The following is a 17,078-nucleotide window of genomic DNA, read 5'->3' on the forward strand; positions in this document are numbered from 1 at the left end:
TCAGCGCAGTCGGGGGTCGAGGGCGTCGCGCACGGCGTCGCCGAGCATGATGAACGCCAGCACGGTGAGGCTCAGCGCGCCGGCCGGCCAGAGCAGCATGTGCGGGGCGTTGCGGATCTGCGGGGCCGCGTTGGAGATGTCGATGCCCCAGGAGACGGTCGGCGGGCGCAGCCCGACGCCGAGGAAGGACAAGGTGGCCTCCAGCGCGATGTAGGTGCCGAGCGCGATGGTGGCGACGACGATCACGGGGGCGACCGCGTTGGGCGCCACATGGCGCAGCAGCAGCCGGGTGTTGCCGGCGCCGAGCGCCCGGGCGGCCTGGACGTAGTCGGCCTCCTTGGCGGTGAGCACGGCGCCCCGGGCGATGCGCGCGATCTGCGGCCAGCCCAGCAGCACGATGAAGCCGACCACCGGCCACACCGTCGTGCCCGTCACCACGGAGAGGAAGACCAGCCCGCCGAGGACCACCGGGATGCCGAAGAAGACGTCCGCGGTCCGGGAGAGCACCGCGTCGGCCCAGCCGCCGAAGAAACCCGCCAGCCCGCCCGCGATCCCGCCGAGCAGCGCCACCCCGAGGGTGGCGCAGATGCCCACGGTGACGGAGGCGCGGGCGCCGTACACGGTGCGGGCGTAGACGTCGCAGCCCTGGGTGTCGTAGCCGAACGGGTGGCCGGGTTCGCTGCCCTGCTGGGACTTGCCCAGATCGCAGGCGAGCGGGTCGGTGGAGACGATGAGCTGCGGCCAGAGGGAGATGACCACCAGGAAGAGGATCAGCAGCGCGGAGACGAGGAAGACGGGGTTGCGGCGCAGCTCCCGCCAGGCGTCGGACCACAGGCTGCGCGGCCGGCCCACGGGGCCGCCGGGGGTCCCGCCGTAGGGGAGCTCCAGCGCGGCCCCCTCGTCCATGGCGAGGTCGGCGGCGGCGCCGCCGGCGGTGGGGGCGACGGGCCGCCGCGGGTCCGGCGGCTGGGCTCCGGGCGGCTGGGACCCGGGGCGCTGGGGTCCGGGGCGCTGCGGTTCGGGGCGCTGCGATGCGGGGTCCCGCGGCTCCGGCGGCGGGGACTCGGGCTGCTGGGGTCCGGGGCCGTCAGGCATAGCGGATCCTCGGGTCGAGCACGGCGTAGAGCAGGTCCACGGCGAGGTTCGCCAGCAGGAAGACGATCACCAGTACGGTCACGAACCCGACGACCGTGGGCGCGTTGTTCCGCAGGATGCCCTGGTAGAGCTGGAAGCCGACGCCGTGGATGTTGAAGATCCGCTCGGTGACGATGGCCCCGCCCATCAGGGCGCCGATGTCGGTGCCGATGAAGGTGACCACGGGGATCAGCGAGTTGCGCAGCAGATGGCGGACGACGACCCGGCGGCGGGGCAGCCCCTTGGCGATCGCGGTGCGGACGTAGTCGCCGCGGACGTTCTCCGCCACGGAGGTCCGGGTCAGCCGGGTGACGTAGGCGAGGGAGACCAGGGCCAGCACCAGCCCGGGCAGCAGCAGTTCCTGGAAGGTGGCGTCGGTGGAGACCGACGGGCGGACCAGGCCCCACTTCACGCCGAAGAGGAACTGGAGGAGATAGCCGGTGACGAAGGTGGGGACGGAGATGACGATCAGGGTGAGGACGAGCAGCCCGGTGTCCACCGCCCGGCCGCGCCGCAGCCCGCCGGCCACCCCGAGCGCGATCCCGGCGAGCAGTTCGAACGCGATGGCGATCAGCGTCAGCCGCAGGGTGACGGGGAAGGCCGCGGCCATCAGCTCCAGCACCGGCTGGCCGTTGAACGCGGTCCCGAAGTCGCCCTGGAAGATCTGCGCCATGTAGTGCCCGTACTGCTTCCACAGCGGCTGGTCGAGGTAGAGCTCGCGGCGGATGCGGGCGGCGGTGGCCGGGTCGGGCGCGCGGTCGCCGAAGAGCGCCGCGACGGGGTCGCCGAGCGCGTACACCATGACGAAGATCAGGAACGTGCTGCCGATGAACACCGGGATCATCTGGAGCAGCCGCCGGATCACATAGCGTCCCATCAGGGCTCCGGTGGTCGTGGTCCGGTGTCGGTGGTCCGCCGGTGGGGCGGAGCCGGGGCCTCGTCCGCGGGGCCCCGGCCGCGCCGCCGGTCGTCTCTACGGGCCCGTCAGCCCACCGTGATCTGGTCGTAGACGGGGACGCTGAACGGGTTGAGCTTCACGTCGGACAGACGGCTGGCGTACCCGGCGGTGCCGTTCTGGTACCAGAGCGGGATCGCGGGCATCTGCTCGGCGAGCACCTTCTCGGCGTCCTGGAAGGTGGTGACGGCCTTCTTGGTGTCGTTCTCGGCGTTGGCCTTGTCGACCAGGTCGTCGAAGGTCCGGTTGGACCACTTGCCGTCGTTGGAGGAGGCGTTCGTGTAGTAGAGCGGCTGGAGGAAGTTCTGGATCAGCGGGTAGTCCATCTGCCAGCCGGCCCGGAAGGGCCCCGGCATCGACTGGTCGGCGATCTTGTTGCGGTAGTCGGCGAAGGTGCCCACCGGATTGACCGTGCACGCCTTCCGCTTGCCGAGCGCGTTGTTGATGCTGTTGCACACGGCGTCCAGCCACTGGCGGTGCGATCCGGTGTCCACGTTGGAGGTGAGCTGGATCTTCCCGCCGGGGAGCCCGCCCGCCCCCTCGATCAGCTTCTTCGCGGCCTTCGGGTCGTAGACGCAGGCGTCCCCGCAGATGTCCTTCTTGTAGCCGCCGTCCTTGCCGAGCACCGGCGAGGTCCAGTCGGTGGCGGGGGTGCGGGTGGAGGCGAAGATCTGCTTGGTGATCTGCTCGCGGTCGATCGCCCGGGAGATGCCCTTCCGCAGGTCCTCCTTCCCCTGGCCCCACTGCGGGTCGTAGAAGGGGAAGGCCAGGGTCTGGATGATGCCGGCCGGCTGGTTGATGTAGCGCTTGCCGAGGTCCGTCTTGACGTTCTTGAGCTGGGAGGCCGGGATGTCGTCGACGAGGTCGAGGTTGCCGGAGAGCAGATCGGTGTAGGCGGCGTTGTTGTCGGTGTAGACCTTGAGGTCCACGCCGTCGTTCTTGGCCCGGTCGGGCCCCTGGTAGCCGCTCCACTTCCGCAGCTTCATCACCGAGCCCTTGTCGTAGGACTCCACCCGGTAGGGGCCGTTGCCGACCGGCTTCTTCACCCAGGCGGCGTGGTCGTCGTAGAACGCCCGGGGGAGCGGGGCGAAGGCGTTGTAGCCGAGGGTGTCGGGCCAGGTGGAGAACTTCTGGCGGAGGGTGACGGTGAACGTCCGGTCGTCCTTCACCTTCAGCCCGGAGAGGGTCTTGGCGGTCGGCTTGCCCTGCTCCGGGTGGACGGCGTCATAGCCCTCGATGTACTCGAAGAAGTACGCGTTCTTCTGGGCGTTGTCGAGGTTGGCCCCGTAGTTCCAGGCGTCCACGAACGACGCGGCGGTGATCTTCTCGCCGTTGCTGAACTTCCACCCCTTCTTGATCTTCACGGTGAAGTGCTGCGAGTCGTTCGTGCTGACGCTCTCCGCGACCATGTCCTTGGCCTGCCCGGTGTCCGGGTCGTACCGCTTGAGACCGCGGAAGATCATGTCGAGGACCTTGCCGCCCTGCACCTCGTTGGTGTTGGCCGGCTCCAGCGGATTCTGCGGATCGCCCCAGGACGAGCTGAGGACACCTCCCCCGCCTCCGCCACCGCCGCCACTGGATCCGGTGCTCCCGCCGCAGGCGGTCGCCGCCAGCGCGACGACGGTCACGCAGACGGCCCACCGGGCGTACGCGGCTCCGCGCATTGGCTGCCTCCTCGGTCGGGAACGGGCGGCGCCCGGAGAAGGGACGCCAGTCCCATCCGACCCCAGCCCACCCACCCCCGCACCCCGGCATCGGCCGTTAGCGTGGCCCCGCCCCCACCCGGGCCGCCGGCGGAGGGCGTCAGCCCGGCCGGCTCGACCGTCCTGTCCGCGGGGGTCTACCCGACCACGGACGACGGGACGGCCGGGCGCCCCGGGCCGAGTTTCGTCAGGACCCGCTCGCGGAGCAGTGCGTACTCCTCACGGAGCCTGCGCCACTCCGCGACGGGAGGCCGGGCCACGACGACCCCGCCGACCACGGTCTCCTCCGGCCCGAACTGTTCCCGGGTGAGATCGATCTCCACGCCCGCACCCAGGCGGTTCCACCAGTGGTAGTCCACGCGCTCCCCGTTCACGTGGACCTCCCCCCGGATCAGCTCACCACCCAGCAGGTCGTTGAGCACCATGGCCGTCACCCCGCACTGGTCCCGGGCGGGATTCTCCGGGGTCCAGCGTGAGCGGTACTCGGGCGTGCAGGTCTCTGCGCCCCAGCTGTCGCGGACGGCACGTTCGAGGTCGGTGAGCAGCAGCGTCGTCATGCGGGAGATCCTCCCAGCGGGCACTGACAACCAGCCGCGAGATCCTCCGCGCGGGGAAGCCATGGGCTCCGTGGCGGGCGTCCGCCGGGCCCTGCTCTCAGTGGTCCGTCGCCGGACTCCGCCCGTCCGCCATGAACCCGTCCACCCAGGCGCGCTCCGCCGCGGTGGGCGGCGGGAGCTGCGAGACCACCTCGTCCGCCGCGGCGAGCCCCGCGCCGAGTTTCGCCTCTCTCGGGGCCGGCCCGTCCCCGTCCGTGCCCGGTATTCCGTCGAACTCGCCGGCCTTGATCCCGGCCAGCAGGCCACGGAACGATGCGGGCGTGGTGGACAGAACGGTGCCCGGATCGTCGCTCTCCCGGAGGAGGGGGATTCCCTCGCGATCGGAGGCGACCTCTACGCAATTGGCGGCCTCACCGGAACTGAAGGTGGACTTCTGCCACCGGAGGGGGGTCATGCGCGGCCTCTCTTCTGGAGGAGTGGATAGAGAAGATGCTGGACAAGCCCGAGCGAATCTTTCTCCCTGCGTCCTTCGGGTACAGCATCAGCATCGATCGGCGGCAGGGCAAGCTTCCTCAACTGCTCGAAAGAGTCGCGGTATTCGGCGGTCATCTCCTGGATGTCGATGAAACGCGAGCCACCGAGCTGATCGGTCAGAACCGTGTCGAGTTCGGGCACGGCGGACCGGGCCCAGAGGAAGGCATGGCTGCTCAGCGCCACCCTCCCCTCGGCCTCCAGTGGAAACACCTGGATGGTCACATTCGGCAGGCGTGACATCTCGATCAGCCGGAGCAACTGATCGCGCATCACGGCCTCACCACCGTAGAGAACGCGGAGCGCTGCCTCATGGATGATCGCGTGATATTCCGGTCCACGTCCACCGGTGAGCACGCTCTGTCGGTTGATCCTGAACTCGACCGCATGAGCGCGGCCTCGGGGCTCGCTCGGCACATAGCCGCTCTCGTGGACCGCACGCGCGTAGGCCTCGGTCTGAAGCAGCCCCGGGACAAGAAGGAGTTCGTAGTTGTGCAGACCGGATGCCCCCGCCTCCAGTTCGGCCAGGTCGAGGTGGGAGGCGCCCAGCACCTTGCGATAGTCGGTCCACCAGCCTTTGCCGGTCGACCGCCCCATGCCGATGAGCGCCTCCACCAAGGGCGAATCCTTGACCCCGGCGCGGTCCGCCAGGAGGTGGAGCCGTTCCTCCGTCAGACCCGTCTTCCCGGCCTCGATGTTGCTGAGGTGCGGTTGTTTGATGCCCAGCAGGCCGGCGGCGTCGGTCGAGCTCAGACCGGCCCGCTCACGTAGACGGCGCACCTCCTCGCCGAAACGGCGTTGCCGGTAGGTGGGGTTGAGCCTCAGCGCCACGCGTCCTCCTCGATGACGCGGCACAGTCTTGTGCACCGGCTCCGGGGCGGTCCATCGGCGTTCACTCTTTCGTGGCGAGCGTTGAATACCTAACCCCACAGTCTCTACGTTGGGTGTGGCGCCAGTCACGCACCGTCCGCACTCGCGACCGGAGGTCGCCGCCATGCACACCCCTCAAGAGCCCTGGTCCTACGGCCTGTTCGTCCCGCACGACCCCAGAGCCGCCGGTGTCGTCCGCGCCACACTGCGGGCCGCCCTCCGGGCCGCCCGGCTGGACTGCTTTGTGGACCCGGCCGAGCTGCTCGTCAGTGAACTGACCACCAACGCCTACCGGCACGCCGGCGGGGATGCCTTCATCTCCTTCGACTGGGCCCCGGACCGCCTCCGCGTCTCCGTGTGGGACCCGAGCCCGGAACTGCCGGAGGCGCTGCGTACCGTTCCCCCTCCTCACACCGCCCCCGTTGGCGATGAGTCCGAGAGCGGTCGCGGGCTGGCGCTCCTGCGGTGCTTCGCCGACGAGTGGGGCGCGTACGGGACACACGGGCCCTGGGGCGCGAGGCCGGAGATCACCGGCAAGGTCGTGTGGTTCGGCCTCAAGGCGTGAGGGACGACGCTCCGCGCCCGGGGAGCGCCGGGAACGCGTTCGGCCCCGGTCCCCGGGGGACCGGGGCCGGGGCCGAACGCTTCAGGCCGGGTCGGACGTGCACCGCCTCACGCAGGGGCAGCCTCAAGGCATGGAGCCTCAGGCGCGGATCACCCCACGCATGGGCACCTCACGCATGCACCACGTCCTTCTCCTCCGCGAAGTGGCAGGCCGACTCGTGTGCCGCCGGGCCGTCCGAGCCCTGGAAGCGCTCCGGGACGGCGAGCAGCGGCACCTCCTCCGCGCACTTGTCCTGCGCCTTCCAGCAGCGGGTGCGGAAGCGGCAGCCCGAGGGCGGGTTCGCCGGGGACGGGACGTCACCGGTGAGCAGGATCCGCTCGCGGCCCTCGCGCATCGACGGGTCCGGCACCGGTACGGCGGAGAGCAGCGCCTGGGTGTACGGGTGGGTGGGGTGGTCGTAGATCTGCTCGTCGGTGCCGATCTCGGCCATCTTGCCCAGGTACATGACCCCGACCCGGTCCGAGATGTGCCGGACGATGGAGAGGTCGTGCGCGATGAAGATGTAGGAGAGGTTGAACTCGTCCTGGAGCTTCTCCATCAGGTTGATCACCTGCGCCTGGACGGAGACGTCCAGCGCCGAGACCGGCTCGTCGCAGATGATGACCTCGGGGTTGAGGGCGAGACCGCGCGCGATGCCGATGCGCTGCCGCTGACCGCCGGAGAACTGGTGCGGGTAGCGGTTGATGTACTCCGGGTTGAGCCCGACGACGTCCAGCAGCTCCCGCACCCGCCGGCGCCGGTCGCCCTTGGGCGCCACCTCGGGGTGGATCTCGAACGGCTCGCCGATGATGTCACCGACGGTCATCCGCGGGTTGAGCGAGGTGTAGGGGTCCTGGAAGACCATCTGGATGTTGCGGCGGACCGCCTTCAGCGCCCGCCCCGACAGCCGGGTGATGTCCTGGCCCTTGTAGAAGACCTCGCCCGCGGTGGCGCGTTCGAGGGTCATCAGCAGCTTCGCCACGGTCGACTTGCCGCAGCCGGACTCCCCCACGATGCCGAGGGTCTCGCCCTGGTGCAGGTCGAAGGAGATGCCGTCGACGGCCTTGACGGCGCCGATCTGCCTCTTGAAGAGGATGCCCTGGGTCAGCGGGAAGTGCTTGACCAGATTGCGCACCTGGAGGATCGGCTCACCGCGCTCGACGGGGGCCTCGATGGCCGCCACGACCTCGGCGGTCTCGTCCGCCTCTCCGGCCGCGGCCGTGTGGGCGGCGGTCCGGTCCGCCTCGGCGGCGGACCCGGAACCGACCGTGGGGGCGCCCGTGGCCTCGTCCTTCTTGCCGAGCTCAGCCATGGATCGTCTCCTCCCAGAAGTGGCACGCGCTGCGGCGGCCGTCGAGCTGCGTGCCGTCCCGCTCGGTCACCTGGAGCAGCGGCGGGATGTCGGTACGGCAGACGTCGCGGGCCTTGGGGCAGCGCGGGTTGAAGGCGCAGCCGCTGGGGATGCGCGTCAGGTTCGGCGGCAGGCCCTTGATCGCGTAGAGCTCCTGGCCCTTCTGGTCCAGGCGCGGGATCGAGTCGAGCAGGCCGCGGGTGTACGGGTGCGCGGGCCGCTTGTACAGCTCGTGCACCGGGGCGGTCTCCACGATCCGGCCCGCGTACATCACCGCGATCTTGTCGGCGACGTCCGCGACCACCCCGAGGTCATGGGTGATCAGGATGAGGCCCATGTTGTACTCGCGCTGGAGATCGGCGAGGAGGTCCATCACCTGGGCCTGGACGGTGACGTCCAGGGCGGTGGTGGGCTCGTCCGCGATGATCAGGTCCGGCTCCAGCGCCAGCGCCATGGCGATCATGATGCGCTGGCGCATCCCGCCGGAGAACTGGTGCGGATAGTCGTTCACCCGCTGCTTCGCCGCCGGGATCCGCACCCGGTCCATCAGCTCCACGGCCTTGGCCTTGGCGGCCTTGCGGGAGAGGCCCTGGTGGACGCGGTACATCTCGCCGAGCTGGTAGCCGACGGTGAAGACCGGGTTGAGCGAGGAGAGCGCGTCCTGGAAGATCATCGCCATCCGGGCGCCACGGATCTTCCGCCGCTCCTCGCCGGACATCTTCAGCAGGTCCTGCCCGCGGAAGAGGATCTCGCCCTTCGGGATGCGGCCGGGCGGCATGTCGAGGATGCCCATGACGGCCTGCGCGGTCACGGACTTGCCGGAGCCGGACTCGCCGAGCACGGCCAGCGTCTCACCGGCGGAGACCGCGTAGTTCACGCCGTTGACGGCCTTGGCGACGCCGTCCCGGGTGTGGAACTCCACGTGCAGGTCACGGACTTCGAGCAGGGGGGAGCCGTCGGCTCCGCCGGACGGCCGGGGGCCGGCCGCGGGCTTGTCGATGGTGGTCACGTACGCCTCCCTCAGCGCAGCTTGGGGTCGAGGGCGTTGCGGACCGCATCGCCGAGCATGATGAACGCCAGCACCGTCACCGAGACCATCACCGCGGGGGTGATCAGGACGAACGGCGCGTTGCGCAGCTGGTCCTTGCCGTCGGAGACGTCCATGCCCCAGGAGACGGTGGGCGGCGAGATGCCGATGCCCAGGAAGGACAGGCTCGCCTCGGCCGCGATGTAGCCGCCGAGCGCGATGGTGGCCACGACGATCACCGGGGCCACGGCGTTGGGCAGCACGTGCCGCAGCAGGATGCGGCCGGTGCCGGCGCCGAGCGCCTTGGCGGCCTGCACGTAGTCCGCCTGCTTGGTGGTGATCACCGAGCCGCGGGTGACACGGGCGATCTGGGTCCAGCCCAGGAAGGCCAGCGCCAGGGCGACGATCCAGACGGTGCGGACGTCGAAGACGTTGAGGACGACCATCGAGCCGAGGAGGAACGGCAGACCGGCGAAGACGTCGAGGATCCGGGAGAGGATGCTGTCGATCCAGCCGCCGAAGTAGCCGGCCAGCATGCCGATGAGGCCGCCGGCGAGGGTGACCATCAGCGTGACCGCGACACCGACCGTCACCGACGCCCGGGCACCGTAGACGAGCCGCGCGTAGATGGACCGGCCCTGGGCGTCGTAGCCCAGCCACTCGGGGGAGAAGAAGTGCCCGTACTGCGGCTGCTGGAGGAAGTGGTTGGCCAGGTCGCCGGTGCGCGGCGAGGCGCTGGTGAACCACTGCGGGAAGACGGCCATGACCAGCAGGACGAGGATCAGCACCGCCGAGATCACGAAGAGCGGGTTCCGGCGCAGGTCGTACCAGGCGTCGGACCACAGGCTCCGCGGCTTGCCGACCGGGCCGCCGTCGCCGGTGCCGGCGAGGCCGGCACTCTTTCCCCCGTCCGCCGGGGTCGCCGGGGCCGGGATGGTGGCTTGGGAGACGTCAGACATAGCGGATCCTCGGGTCCAGGACGGCGTAGAGAAGATCGACGATCAGGCTGATCGACAGGTAGAGGATGACGAGCAGGGTCACGATGCCCACCACGGTGGATCCCTCGCGGCGGATCAGCGCCTCGTAGACGAGGTTACCGACACCCTGCACGTTGAAGATGCCCTCCGTGATGACCGCTCCGCCGAGCATCGCGCCGAGGTCGGTGCCGAGGAAGGTGACCACGGGGATCATGGAGTTGCGCATCAGGTGCACCCCGATGACCCGGCGGCGCGGCAGCCCCTTGGCGATGGCGGTGCGGATGTAGTCCGAGCGCAGGTTCTCCGCCACGGAGGTGCGCGTCAGCCGGACCACATACGCCAGGGAGAGCGAGCCGAGCACGATCGCCGGCATCATCAGGTCCCCGAACGCCTCGGAGTCCTGCACGGTGGGGGTCAGCAGGCCCCACTGGAAGGCGAACCAGAACTGGGCGGTGTAGCCGAGGACGAAGGACGGCACGGAGATCAGCAGCAGGGTGAAGATCAGCATGCCCCGGTCGAGCAGCCGGTCGGCTTTCAGGCCGGCCAGGATGCCGAGGGAGATGCCGACGATCACGGTGAAGGTGAAGGCGAACAGGGTCAGCCGGATGGTCACCGGCAGCGCCTCGGCGATGACATCGGCGACCGGTCGCTGGGTGGCGATCTGCGTACCGAAGTCTCCCTGGAACAGCCCGCCGACGTAGTTCAGGTACTGCTGCCAGAGCGGCAGGTCGAGCCCGAGATCCTTCTTCAGCGCCGCGATCTGCGCCGGGTCGACCGACTGGTCGCCCCACAGCGCCCGCACGGGGTCGCCGGGCAGGCTGTACATCATCAAGAAGATCAGCAGAGTCGACCCGAGGAAGACGGGTATCGCCTGGAGCAGTCGCCGCGCGACATAGCGCCCCATGTTGCCTCCAATAGGAACGGACGGCCCCAGGGGGCCGCTCCACTACGGGAACGGCCCCCGGGGTACCTTCCCCGCCGCCCGCCGGATCACGGCGGGCGGCCGGGGGTCAGGCCGGATGCGGCACGGGCCGCGTACGGGTTACTTGGCGGTGACCTGGTCGATCACGATGTCGCCGTGCCAGTCGACCTTGACGTTGTCGACGCCCTTGCCGTAGCCGGCGTTGATCTTGTAGTTGAAGATCGGGATGGACGGCATCTTCTCCGCCATCTTCTGCTCGGCCTCCTGGTAGAGCTTGACCGACTCCTCCAGGGTCTCGGCGCGGTCGCCCTTCTCCATCAGGCCGTCGATCTCCTTGTCGGAGAAGCGGCCGCTGTTGGCCTCAGCCTTGGTGTGGTACAGCTCCCGCATGAAGTTGACGTTCAGCGGGTAGTCCGCCACCCAGCCACCGCGGTACATGCCCTTGACCTTGTCGGCGTCACGCAGGTCCAGGTCGGTCTGGAAGTCCGGCTTGGAGTCCGGCACGCAGTCGATCCCGGTGTTCTGGCGGATGTTCTCGCAGACCGCGGTCACCCACTCCTTGTGGCCGCCGTCCGCGTTGAACTGGATCCAGATCTTGTTGCCGGGGACGCCGCCGCCCTCCTTGACCAGCTTCTTGGCCTCGGCCGGGTCGAACTTCAGCGCCGGGAGGTCCAGCTTCTGGTTGCCCATGACGCCGGGCGGGGTGAAGCTGGTGGCCGGCTCGCGGGTGCCGTTCATGACGGTCTTGGCGATGGTCTCGCGGTCGATCGCCATGGAGATGCCCTGGACGACCTTGGGGTCGACGTCCTTGAAGGGCTTGCTGTAGTACGCCGGGACGATGCTCTGCACCGCGGCGTAGGGCTGCTCGATCGCCCGGTCGCCCAGGTCGCTCTTGTACTTCGGCAGGTCCTTGGACGCGATCTGGCGGACCACGTCGACGTTGCCGGAGATCAGCTCCTGGTAGGCGGCCTCGGGCGTCGAGTAGTTCTTGAACTGGATGCCCTTGTTGGCGGCCTTGTCCTCGCCCTTGTAGTCGGCGTTCGCGGCGACCTGGAAGAGCTTGTTGTGGGTCCACTTCTCGAACTTGTACGGACCGTTGCCGATGGGCTTCTTGGCGAAGGCCTTCGGGTCGTCCATGGCCGACTTCGGGAGCGGGGCCCAGGTGGTGTAACCGAGCTTGTACTCGAAGTACGGGACCGGGCCCTCGAGCTCGATGGTGAAGGTGGTGTCGTCGACGACCTTCAGGCCGGACATCGTGTCGGCCTTGGCGTCACCCTTGTCCGGGTGGACCTCCGAGTAGCCCTTGATGTCGGAGAACCAGAAGCTGTTCTTCTGGTTGTTCTTGATGTGCGCGGCCCAGTTCCAGGTGTCCACGTAGGACTGGGCGGTGACCTTGGTCCCGTCGTGGAAGGTCCAGCCGTCCTTCAGCTTCACGGTCCAGGTCTTGGAGTCCTCGGTCTCGACGGACTCCGCGTTCAGGTAGACCTTCTCGCCCTTGTCGTCGAACTCGAGGAGCTGGGAGAAGAGCGCCTTGACGAGGTACGAGCCGTTGCTCTCGTTGGTGTCGGACGGGATCGGCGCGTTCTGCGGCTCGCCGACCTCGATCGAGACGTAGCCCTCGGGCTTGCCGTTCTTCGACTTGCCGCCCTCGTCGCCGCTGTCGCCGCCACCGCACGCCGTCACGGCCATCACGACGGTTATGGCGCCCGCCGCGAACTTGGCACTTCTGGCACCGCGCATGGGTGTGCCTCCTCAAGAGTTCCAACGTCAGTACATGGAAGGCGCCGGTCGCAGGCTGACACCCCTGACAGCCGCGGTCGGCACCTGTGCTCGTGAGTCGGCGCACTCCCCACAGCGCGTGACCCGTTGACCCGAGCTCGATGGACCCCACTATCGGTCACCCGGGTCCCGAGAAACCACACGTCAGGGATCTCGGTTTGGTCACATCAACCCGGCCTGACGGCCGAAATCCGGGCAAACCAAGCCCATACAGACAGGCACGAAACGGACTGTTAACTCGTCTTCCGGAGGCCCGGGACCGATAGTCGGACGTCTTTCGGGCAAAACCAGATTGACAGCGGAGGCGGGCGCCAGGGCGGCCGCCGGGCCGCGCGGCCCCCTCCGCCGGGCCGGGGCATACCCGTCCGTAACGCGCCGGAAACCGGACCCGCACGCCCGCCGGACGGCGCGCAGCCGCGACGGGGTGAACCCGCCGGGGCGGACGCGGCCCGGGGCCGGGCCGGGGGCGGACGGGGTCACGCCCCCGGCGCGCGGACCGCCGCGCCCCGGCCGGCGGCCGAGGGGCGCGGGGCCCGGGGCCCGGAGCACGGGATCAGCGGCTCACGGCCGTACCACCCGGCGGGAGCCGGCCCCCGGGGCGCCGGACCGGCCGGGCCCCCGGGCCCCCGGGCCCCCGGGCCGGACAGAAGCCGGGCCGGGGCCTGCCCGGGGCCGGCCCCGGGCACCACACCGCCGCCCAGATCAGCCGGGCGGCCGGCCGCGCGAGGTCACCGCTTGGCGCGGGACGCCGCCCGGGCGCGCTCCTTCTGGTCGAGCGAGACCTTGCGGATCCGCACGGTCTCCGGGGTCACCTCGATGCACTCGTCGTCCCGGCAGAACTCCAGCGACTGCTCCAGCGACAGCAGCCGCGGCGGCACCAGCGACTCGGTCACATCGGCCGTGGAGGAGCGCATGTTGGTGAGCTTCTTCTCCTTGGTGATGTTGACGTCCATGTCGTCGGAGCGGGAGTTCTCCCCGACGATCATGCCCTCGTAGACCTCGGTGCCGGGCGAGACGAAGAGGACGCCGCGCTCCTGGAGGTTGGTCATCGCGAAGGCCGTCACCACGCCGGCCCGGTCGGCCACCAGCGAGCCGTTGTTCCGGGTGCGCAGGTCACCGAACCAGGGCTCGTGGCTCTCGAAGATCGAGTGGGCGATGCCCGTGCCGCGGGTCTGGGTCAGGAACTCGGTGCGGAACCCGATCAGGCCACGGCTGGGGACGATCCACTCCATCCGGATCCAGCCGGACCCGTGGTTGGTCATGGTCTCCATGCGGCCCTTGCGGGAGGCCATCAGCTGGGTGATGGCGCCCAGGTGCTCCTCCGGGGAGTCGATGGTCATGCGCTCCACCGGCTCGTGGAGCTTGCCGTCGATCTCCTTGGTGACCACCTCGGGCTTGCCGACGGTCAGCTCGAACCCCTCCCGGCGCATGGTCTCCACCAGGATGGCCAGCGCCAGCTCGCCACGGCCCTGCACCTCCCAGGCGTCCGGCCGCTCGGTGGGCAGCACGCGCAGGCTGACGTTGCCGATCAGCTCACGCTCCAGCCGGTCCTTCACCAGCCGGGCGGTGACCTTGTGGCCCTTGCCGCCCTTGCCGACCAGCGGGGAGGTGTTGGTCCCGATGGTCATGGAGATGGCCGGCTCGTCCACCGTGATCAGCGGCAGGGCGATCGGGTCCTCGGGGTCGGCCAGCGTCTCGCCGATCATGATCTCCGGGATGCCCGCGACCGCGCAGATGTCGCCCGGTCCCGCCTTCTCGGCCGGCTTGCGGGTCAGCGCCTCGGTCATCATCAGCTCGGTGATGCGGACGTTCGCCACCGTGCCGTCGCGCTTGATCCACGCGACGGTCTGCCCCTTCTTCAGCTCGCCCTGGGCGACGCGGAGCAGCGCGATCCGGCCGAGGAAGTTGTCGGCGTCGAGGTTGGTGACATGGGCCTGGAGCGGGGCGGCCGCGTCGTACTCGGGGGCCGGGACGGTCTCCAGCAGCGTGGTGAAGAACGGCTCCAGGTTCTCGCTGTCGGCGGGGACGGAGCCGTCCGCCGGCTGGGTCAGCGAGGCGACGCCGTCGCGGGCACAGGCGTAGACGATCGGGAACTCGATCTGGTCCTCGGTGGCGTCCAGGTCGAGGAAGAGGTCGTAGGTCTCGTCGACGACGGCGGCGATCCGGGCGTCCGGCCGGTCCGTCTTGTTGATGCAGAGGATCACCGGCAGCTTGGCCTGGAGCGCCTTGCGGAGGACGAAGCGGGTCTGCGGCAGCGGGCCCTCGGAGGCGTCCACCAGCAGGACCACCGCGTCCACCATCGACAGGCCGCGCTCGACCTCACCGCCGAAGTCGGCGTGGCCGGGGGTGTCGATGATGTTGATGGTGACCGGGTCGCCGCCGTCGGACGGGTGGTACCGGACGGCGGTGTTCTTCGCGAGAATGGTGATGCCCTTCTCGCGCTCCAGGTCGTTGGAGTCCATCATGCGCTCGTCGAGCTGCTGGTGGGCGGCGAAGGAGCCGGCCTGCTTGAGCATGGCGTCGACGAGGGTCGTCTTGCCGTGGTCGACGTGGGCGACGATGGCGACGTTACGGATGTCGTGGCGCGTGGGCATAACTGCGGGGCTACTCCCGGGCTCGTGGATGGCGGCGCGTACGGTCCGGTACGGCCGCCCGCCGGGCTGGATCACGCCTCGGCCTCACTCCATCGTACGGGCCGCCGCGGGCCTCCCGGCCGTCCGGCCGGATCGCGGGGCCCCTCCGGCGGGGCGCGGGCGGCCTCCCCGGTGGCTCCGGCACCTCCCGGCGGCCCTCCCGGTGGCACCTCCCGGCGGTGCCACCGGAGCCCGCGCCGCCCCCGGGACGATCAGCGGCGGAAGCCCATGTCCTGCCAGCGGGGCGTGGCGAAACCGAACGCGCCCGCGTTGACCACCTGGGGGCGGGCGGCCACCACCTCGGGCCGCTGGTACAGCGGGAGCGCGCCGGCCGCCGCCCAGATCCGCGCGTCCGCCCGGCTCATCAGCTCCTGGGCCGCGGCCTCGTCCAGCTCCCCCGCCGCCTGGGCGAAGAGCTGGTCGATGCGGTCGGTGCCGACGCCCGTGTAGTTCTGCTCGACGGTGAGCGAGCCGTCCGGCGCGGGACGCGGCTTGGCGAAGATCGGGCGGGCGTCGGTGGCGGGGAAGGCGGTGGCCGGCCAGGAGTAGAGGGCGAGGTCGTAGTCGCCGGAGGCCACGTGGTCGCGGAAGAACGTCTTCCCCTCCACCTCCTCGATCCGGGTGCGGACCCCGACCGCGGCCAGCATCTGCGCGATCCGGTCGGCGACGGTGCGCAGCGGCTCGGCGCCGTGCCCCTTCGGCAGGACGAAGTCCAGGGTCAGGGGCCGGCCGTCCTTGCGGAGGACCTGGGCGTCACCGGGCAGCGCCCGGTGGGTCCCGCCGGTGCGGCCCGCTCCGTCCTCGCGCTCGCCGGGCGCCGCGTCCACCTCCGTCTCCGAGGACCCGGCGCTCCCGGGCCCCGGGGCGCCGGGCCGCCAGCCCGCCTCGGCGAGCATCGCCCGCGCCGTCCCGGCGTCCTGGCGGCCGAGCGCCCCGCTGTTGTCCCGGTAGCCGGGCTGGCCCGCCAGCTGGAGGTGGCTGCCGGGCGGCCGGGCCGGCAGTTCCAGCGGCTTCAGCACGGCCTCGGCGAGCGCGGTGCGGTCGACGGCCCGGGCCACGGCGCGGCGCACCTGGTCGTCGGCGAGCGGGCCCCGTCCGCCGTTGAGCGCGAGCTGGGTGTAGCCGGGCGCCAGGGATCTGCGGAGCTCGATCCGGCGGAACGCGGCCGCGCGGCCGTCCCCGCGGCCGGCGGCCACCCGGACCGACTCCACCTCGGGCGGGCCGATCTCCGCCACGTCCAGACGGCCGTCCGCGAGGGCCGCGGGGCGCCGCTCGCGGGACACCGGCGTCAGCACGATCCGGTCCAGCTTCGGCCGCTCGCCCCACCAGCGGGGGTTGCGGACGAGGGTGACGGTGCCCTTCCGCTTGTCGCGGCCGCCCGGGGCGTAGGGGCCGGCGGTGGCGCGCAGCGCGGTACGGGTGTCCTCGTTGAAGGCGTCGGCGCCGGCCGTCGCGGACTTCGGGTAGAGCGGGGTGAACAGGGCGCGCCAGTCGGCATAGGGCTGGGCGAAGACGACCTGGATCTCGGAGTCGTTCCGCCCCTGCTCGACCCGTTCGATGCGGTCGTAGCCGGCGTTCCGCGCGGTCCAGTAGGCGCGGTCCCGGCCGCTGAGCGCCTCCCACTGGGCGCGGAAGTCGGCGAGGCCGAGCGGGCGGCCGTCCGTCCACCGCGCCCGGGGGTTCAGCCGGTAGACCACCACCTGTGCGGGCTCCCGCCGCACCACCTCCGCCGAGCGCAGATAGTCCGGGTTCCGCCGGGGGCGGCCCGCGGGGTCCAGGGTGAACAGCGCCGGCAGGGCGGCCCCGGCGACGCGGTCGGTGGTGGCGTCGGAGTCGGCGTGGAACGCGTTGAGCGTCGCGGGCGGGGAGTCGACGGCCCAGCGGAGGGTGCCGCCGTCGCGGACCTTCCCCCGGTCGGTGGCGGCGATGTCCGGTGGCGCGGTGGCCGCGGCGCTCTTGTCGTCACCGCCGCAGCCGGCCAGCCCCGCGCCGCCGGCCAGCACCACGGCGGCCAGCAGCAGCGCCGCTCCCCGGC

General features: G+C 70.7%; 14 protein-coding genes. 1 reads left to right on the plus strand and 13 read right to left on the minus strand.

All coding sequences use genetic code 11. The annotated features are described in order from the left end of the window. The 6 genes from HCK00_RS10820 to HCK00_RS10845 form a co-directional block, all read right to left on the minus strand. Nucleotides 1-1,095 (minus strand): ABC transporter permease, encoded by a 1,095-nt coding sequence (locus HCK00_RS10820; RefSeq protein WP_240965444.1) that lies wholly within the window; start codon nt 1,093-1,095, stop codon nt 1-3. After that, on the minus strand, nt 1,088-2,011 hold the full coding sequence (locus HCK00_RS10825; RefSeq protein ID WP_168101595.1) for an ABC transporter permease: 924 nt from the start codon (nt 2,009-2,011) through the stop codon (nt 1,088-1,090). Before HCK00_RS10825 ends, HCK00_RS10820 begins: the two co-directional genes overlap by 8 nt. Before the next feature lie 107 nt (nt 2,012-2,118). After that, nucleotides 2,119-3,753, minus strand: coding sequence for a peptide ABC transporter substrate-binding protein (locus tag HCK00_RS10830; protein ID WP_168101596.1), 1,635 nt, complete (start codon nt 3,751-3,753; stop codon nt 2,119-2,121). Nucleotides 3,754-3,929: 176 nt separating this feature from the next. Continuing rightward, entirely contained in the window at nt 3,930-4,349 is a 420-nt protein-coding gene (locus HCK00_RS10835; protein ID WP_168101597.1) for a YunG family protein, read from the minus strand. Nucleotides 4,350-4,446: 97 nt separating this feature from the next. After that, nucleotides 4,447-4,803: a DUF397 domain-containing protein gene (locus tag HCK00_RS28445; protein ID WP_168101598.1), complete on the minus strand. Its 357-nt coding sequence runs from the start codon at nt 4,801-4,803 to the stop codon at nt 4,447-4,449. Further along, complete coding sequence (locus HCK00_RS10845) at nt 4,800-5,711, minus strand: helix-turn-helix domain-containing protein (RefSeq protein WP_311765251.1); 912 nt, start codon at nt 5,709-5,711, stop codon at nt 4,800-4,802. Before HCK00_RS10845 ends, HCK00_RS28445 begins: the two co-directional genes overlap by 4 nt. A 163-nt stretch (nt 5,712-5,874) precedes the next feature. Here HCK00_RS10845 and HCK00_RS10850 point away from each other — a divergent pair, with 163 nt between their 5' ends. Then, nucleotides 5,875-6,315 carry an ATP-binding protein gene (locus HCK00_RS10850; RefSeq protein ID WP_168101600.1) on the plus strand — a complete coding sequence of 147 codons (441 nt, stop codon included), beginning with the start codon at nt 5,875-5,877 and terminating at the stop codon, nt 6,313-6,315. 169 nt (nt 6,316-6,484) lie between these two features. Here HCK00_RS10850 and HCK00_RS10855 read toward each other — a convergent pair whose 3' ends face one another. The 7 genes from HCK00_RS10855 to HCK00_RS10885 all read right to left on the minus strand — a co-directional run. Continuing rightward, nucleotides 6,485-7,666 (minus strand): ABC transporter ATP-binding protein, encoded by a 1,182-nt coding sequence (locus HCK00_RS10855; RefSeq protein WP_240965445.1) that lies wholly within the window; start codon nt 7,664-7,666, stop codon nt 6,485-6,487. Then, on the minus strand, nt 7,659-8,714 hold the full coding sequence (locus tag HCK00_RS10860; protein ID WP_168101601.1) for an ABC transporter ATP-binding protein: 1,056 nt from the start codon (nt 8,712-8,714) through the stop codon (nt 7,659-7,661). The genes HCK00_RS10855 and HCK00_RS10860 overlap by 8 nt, the downstream gene beginning before the upstream one ends. 11 nt (nt 8,715-8,725) lie before the next feature. After that, nucleotides 8,726-9,691, minus strand: coding sequence for an ABC transporter permease (locus HCK00_RS10865; protein WP_168101602.1), 966 nt, complete (start codon nt 9,689-9,691; stop codon nt 8,726-8,728). Continuing rightward, entirely contained in the window at nt 9,684-10,613 is a 930-nt protein-coding gene (locus tag HCK00_RS10870; protein WP_168101603.1) for an ABC transporter permease, read from the minus strand. Before HCK00_RS10870 ends, HCK00_RS10865 begins: the two co-directional genes overlap by 8 nt. A 138-nt stretch (nt 10,614-10,751) precedes the next feature. After that, nucleotides 10,752-12,371 carry a peptide ABC transporter substrate-binding protein gene (locus HCK00_RS10875; protein WP_168101604.1) on the minus strand — a complete coding sequence of 540 codons (1,620 nt, stop codon included), beginning with the start codon at nt 12,369-12,371 and terminating at the stop codon, nt 10,752-10,754. A 767-nt stretch (nt 12,372-13,138) separates the two neighbouring features. Continuing rightward, on the minus strand, nt 13,139-15,004 hold the full coding sequence (typA, locus tag HCK00_RS10880; protein ID WP_168101605.1) for a translational GTPase TypA: 1,866 nt from the start codon (nt 15,002-15,004) through the stop codon (nt 13,139-13,141). A gap of 251 nt (nt 15,005-15,255) precedes the next feature. Next, nucleotides 15,256-17,078, minus strand: a 1,823-nt coding sequence (locus HCK00_RS10885; RefSeq protein WP_375781946.1) for an ABC transporter family substrate-binding protein, incomplete at its 5' end; no start/stop codon positions are given.

This window comes from Streptomyces zingiberis (assembly GCF_012034935.1).
In the GTDB taxonomy this organism is placed as follows: Bacteria; Actinomycetota; Actinomycetes; order Streptomycetales; family Streptomycetaceae; genus Streptomyces; species Streptomyces zingiberis.

Bases quoted from the DNA above. Each gene is read 5' to 3' on its own strand.
- typA (WP_168101605.1), bottom strand. From the start codon at position 15,004: ATGCCCACGCGCCACGACATCCGTAACGTCGCCATCGTCGCCCACGTC.
- HCK00_RS10825 (WP_168101595.1), bottom strand. From the start codon at position 2,011: ATGGGACGCTATGTGATCCGGCGGCTGCTCCAGATGATCCCGGTGTTC.
- HCK00_RS10830 (WP_168101596.1), bottom strand. From the start codon at position 3,753: ATGCGCGGAGCCGCGTACGCCCGGTGGGCCGTCTGCGTGACCGTCGTC.
- HCK00_RS10865 (WP_168101602.1), bottom strand. From the start codon at position 9,691: ATGTCTGACGTCTCCCAAGCCACCATCCCGGCCCCGGCGACCCCGGCG.
- HCK00_RS10850 (WP_168101600.1), top strand. From the start codon at position 5,875: ATGCACACCCCTCAAGAGCCCTGGTCCTACGGCCTGTTCGTCCCGCAC.
- HCK00_RS10875 (WP_168101604.1), bottom strand. From the start codon at position 12,371: ATGCGCGGTGCCAGAAGTGCCAAGTTCGCGGCGGGCGCCATAACCGTC.
- HCK00_RS10835 (WP_168101597.1), bottom strand. From the start codon at position 4,349: ATGACGACGCTGCTGCTCACCGACCTCGAACGTGCCGTCCGCGACAGC.
- HCK00_RS10855 (WP_240965445.1), bottom strand. From the start codon at position 7,666: ATGGCTGAGCTCGGCAAGAAGGACGAGGCCACGGGCGCCCCCACGGTC.
- HCK00_RS10870 (WP_168101603.1), bottom strand. From the start codon at position 10,613: ATGGGGCGCTATGTCGCGCGGCGACTGCTCCAGGCGATACCCGTCTTC.
- HCK00_RS28445 (WP_168101598.1), bottom strand. From the start codon at position 4,803: ATGACCCCCCTCCGGTGGCAGAAGTCCACCTTCAGTTCCGGTGAGGCC.
- HCK00_RS10820 (WP_240965444.1), bottom strand. From the start codon at position 1,095: ATGCCTGACGGCCCCGGACCCCAGCAGCCCGAGTCCCCGCCGCCGGAG.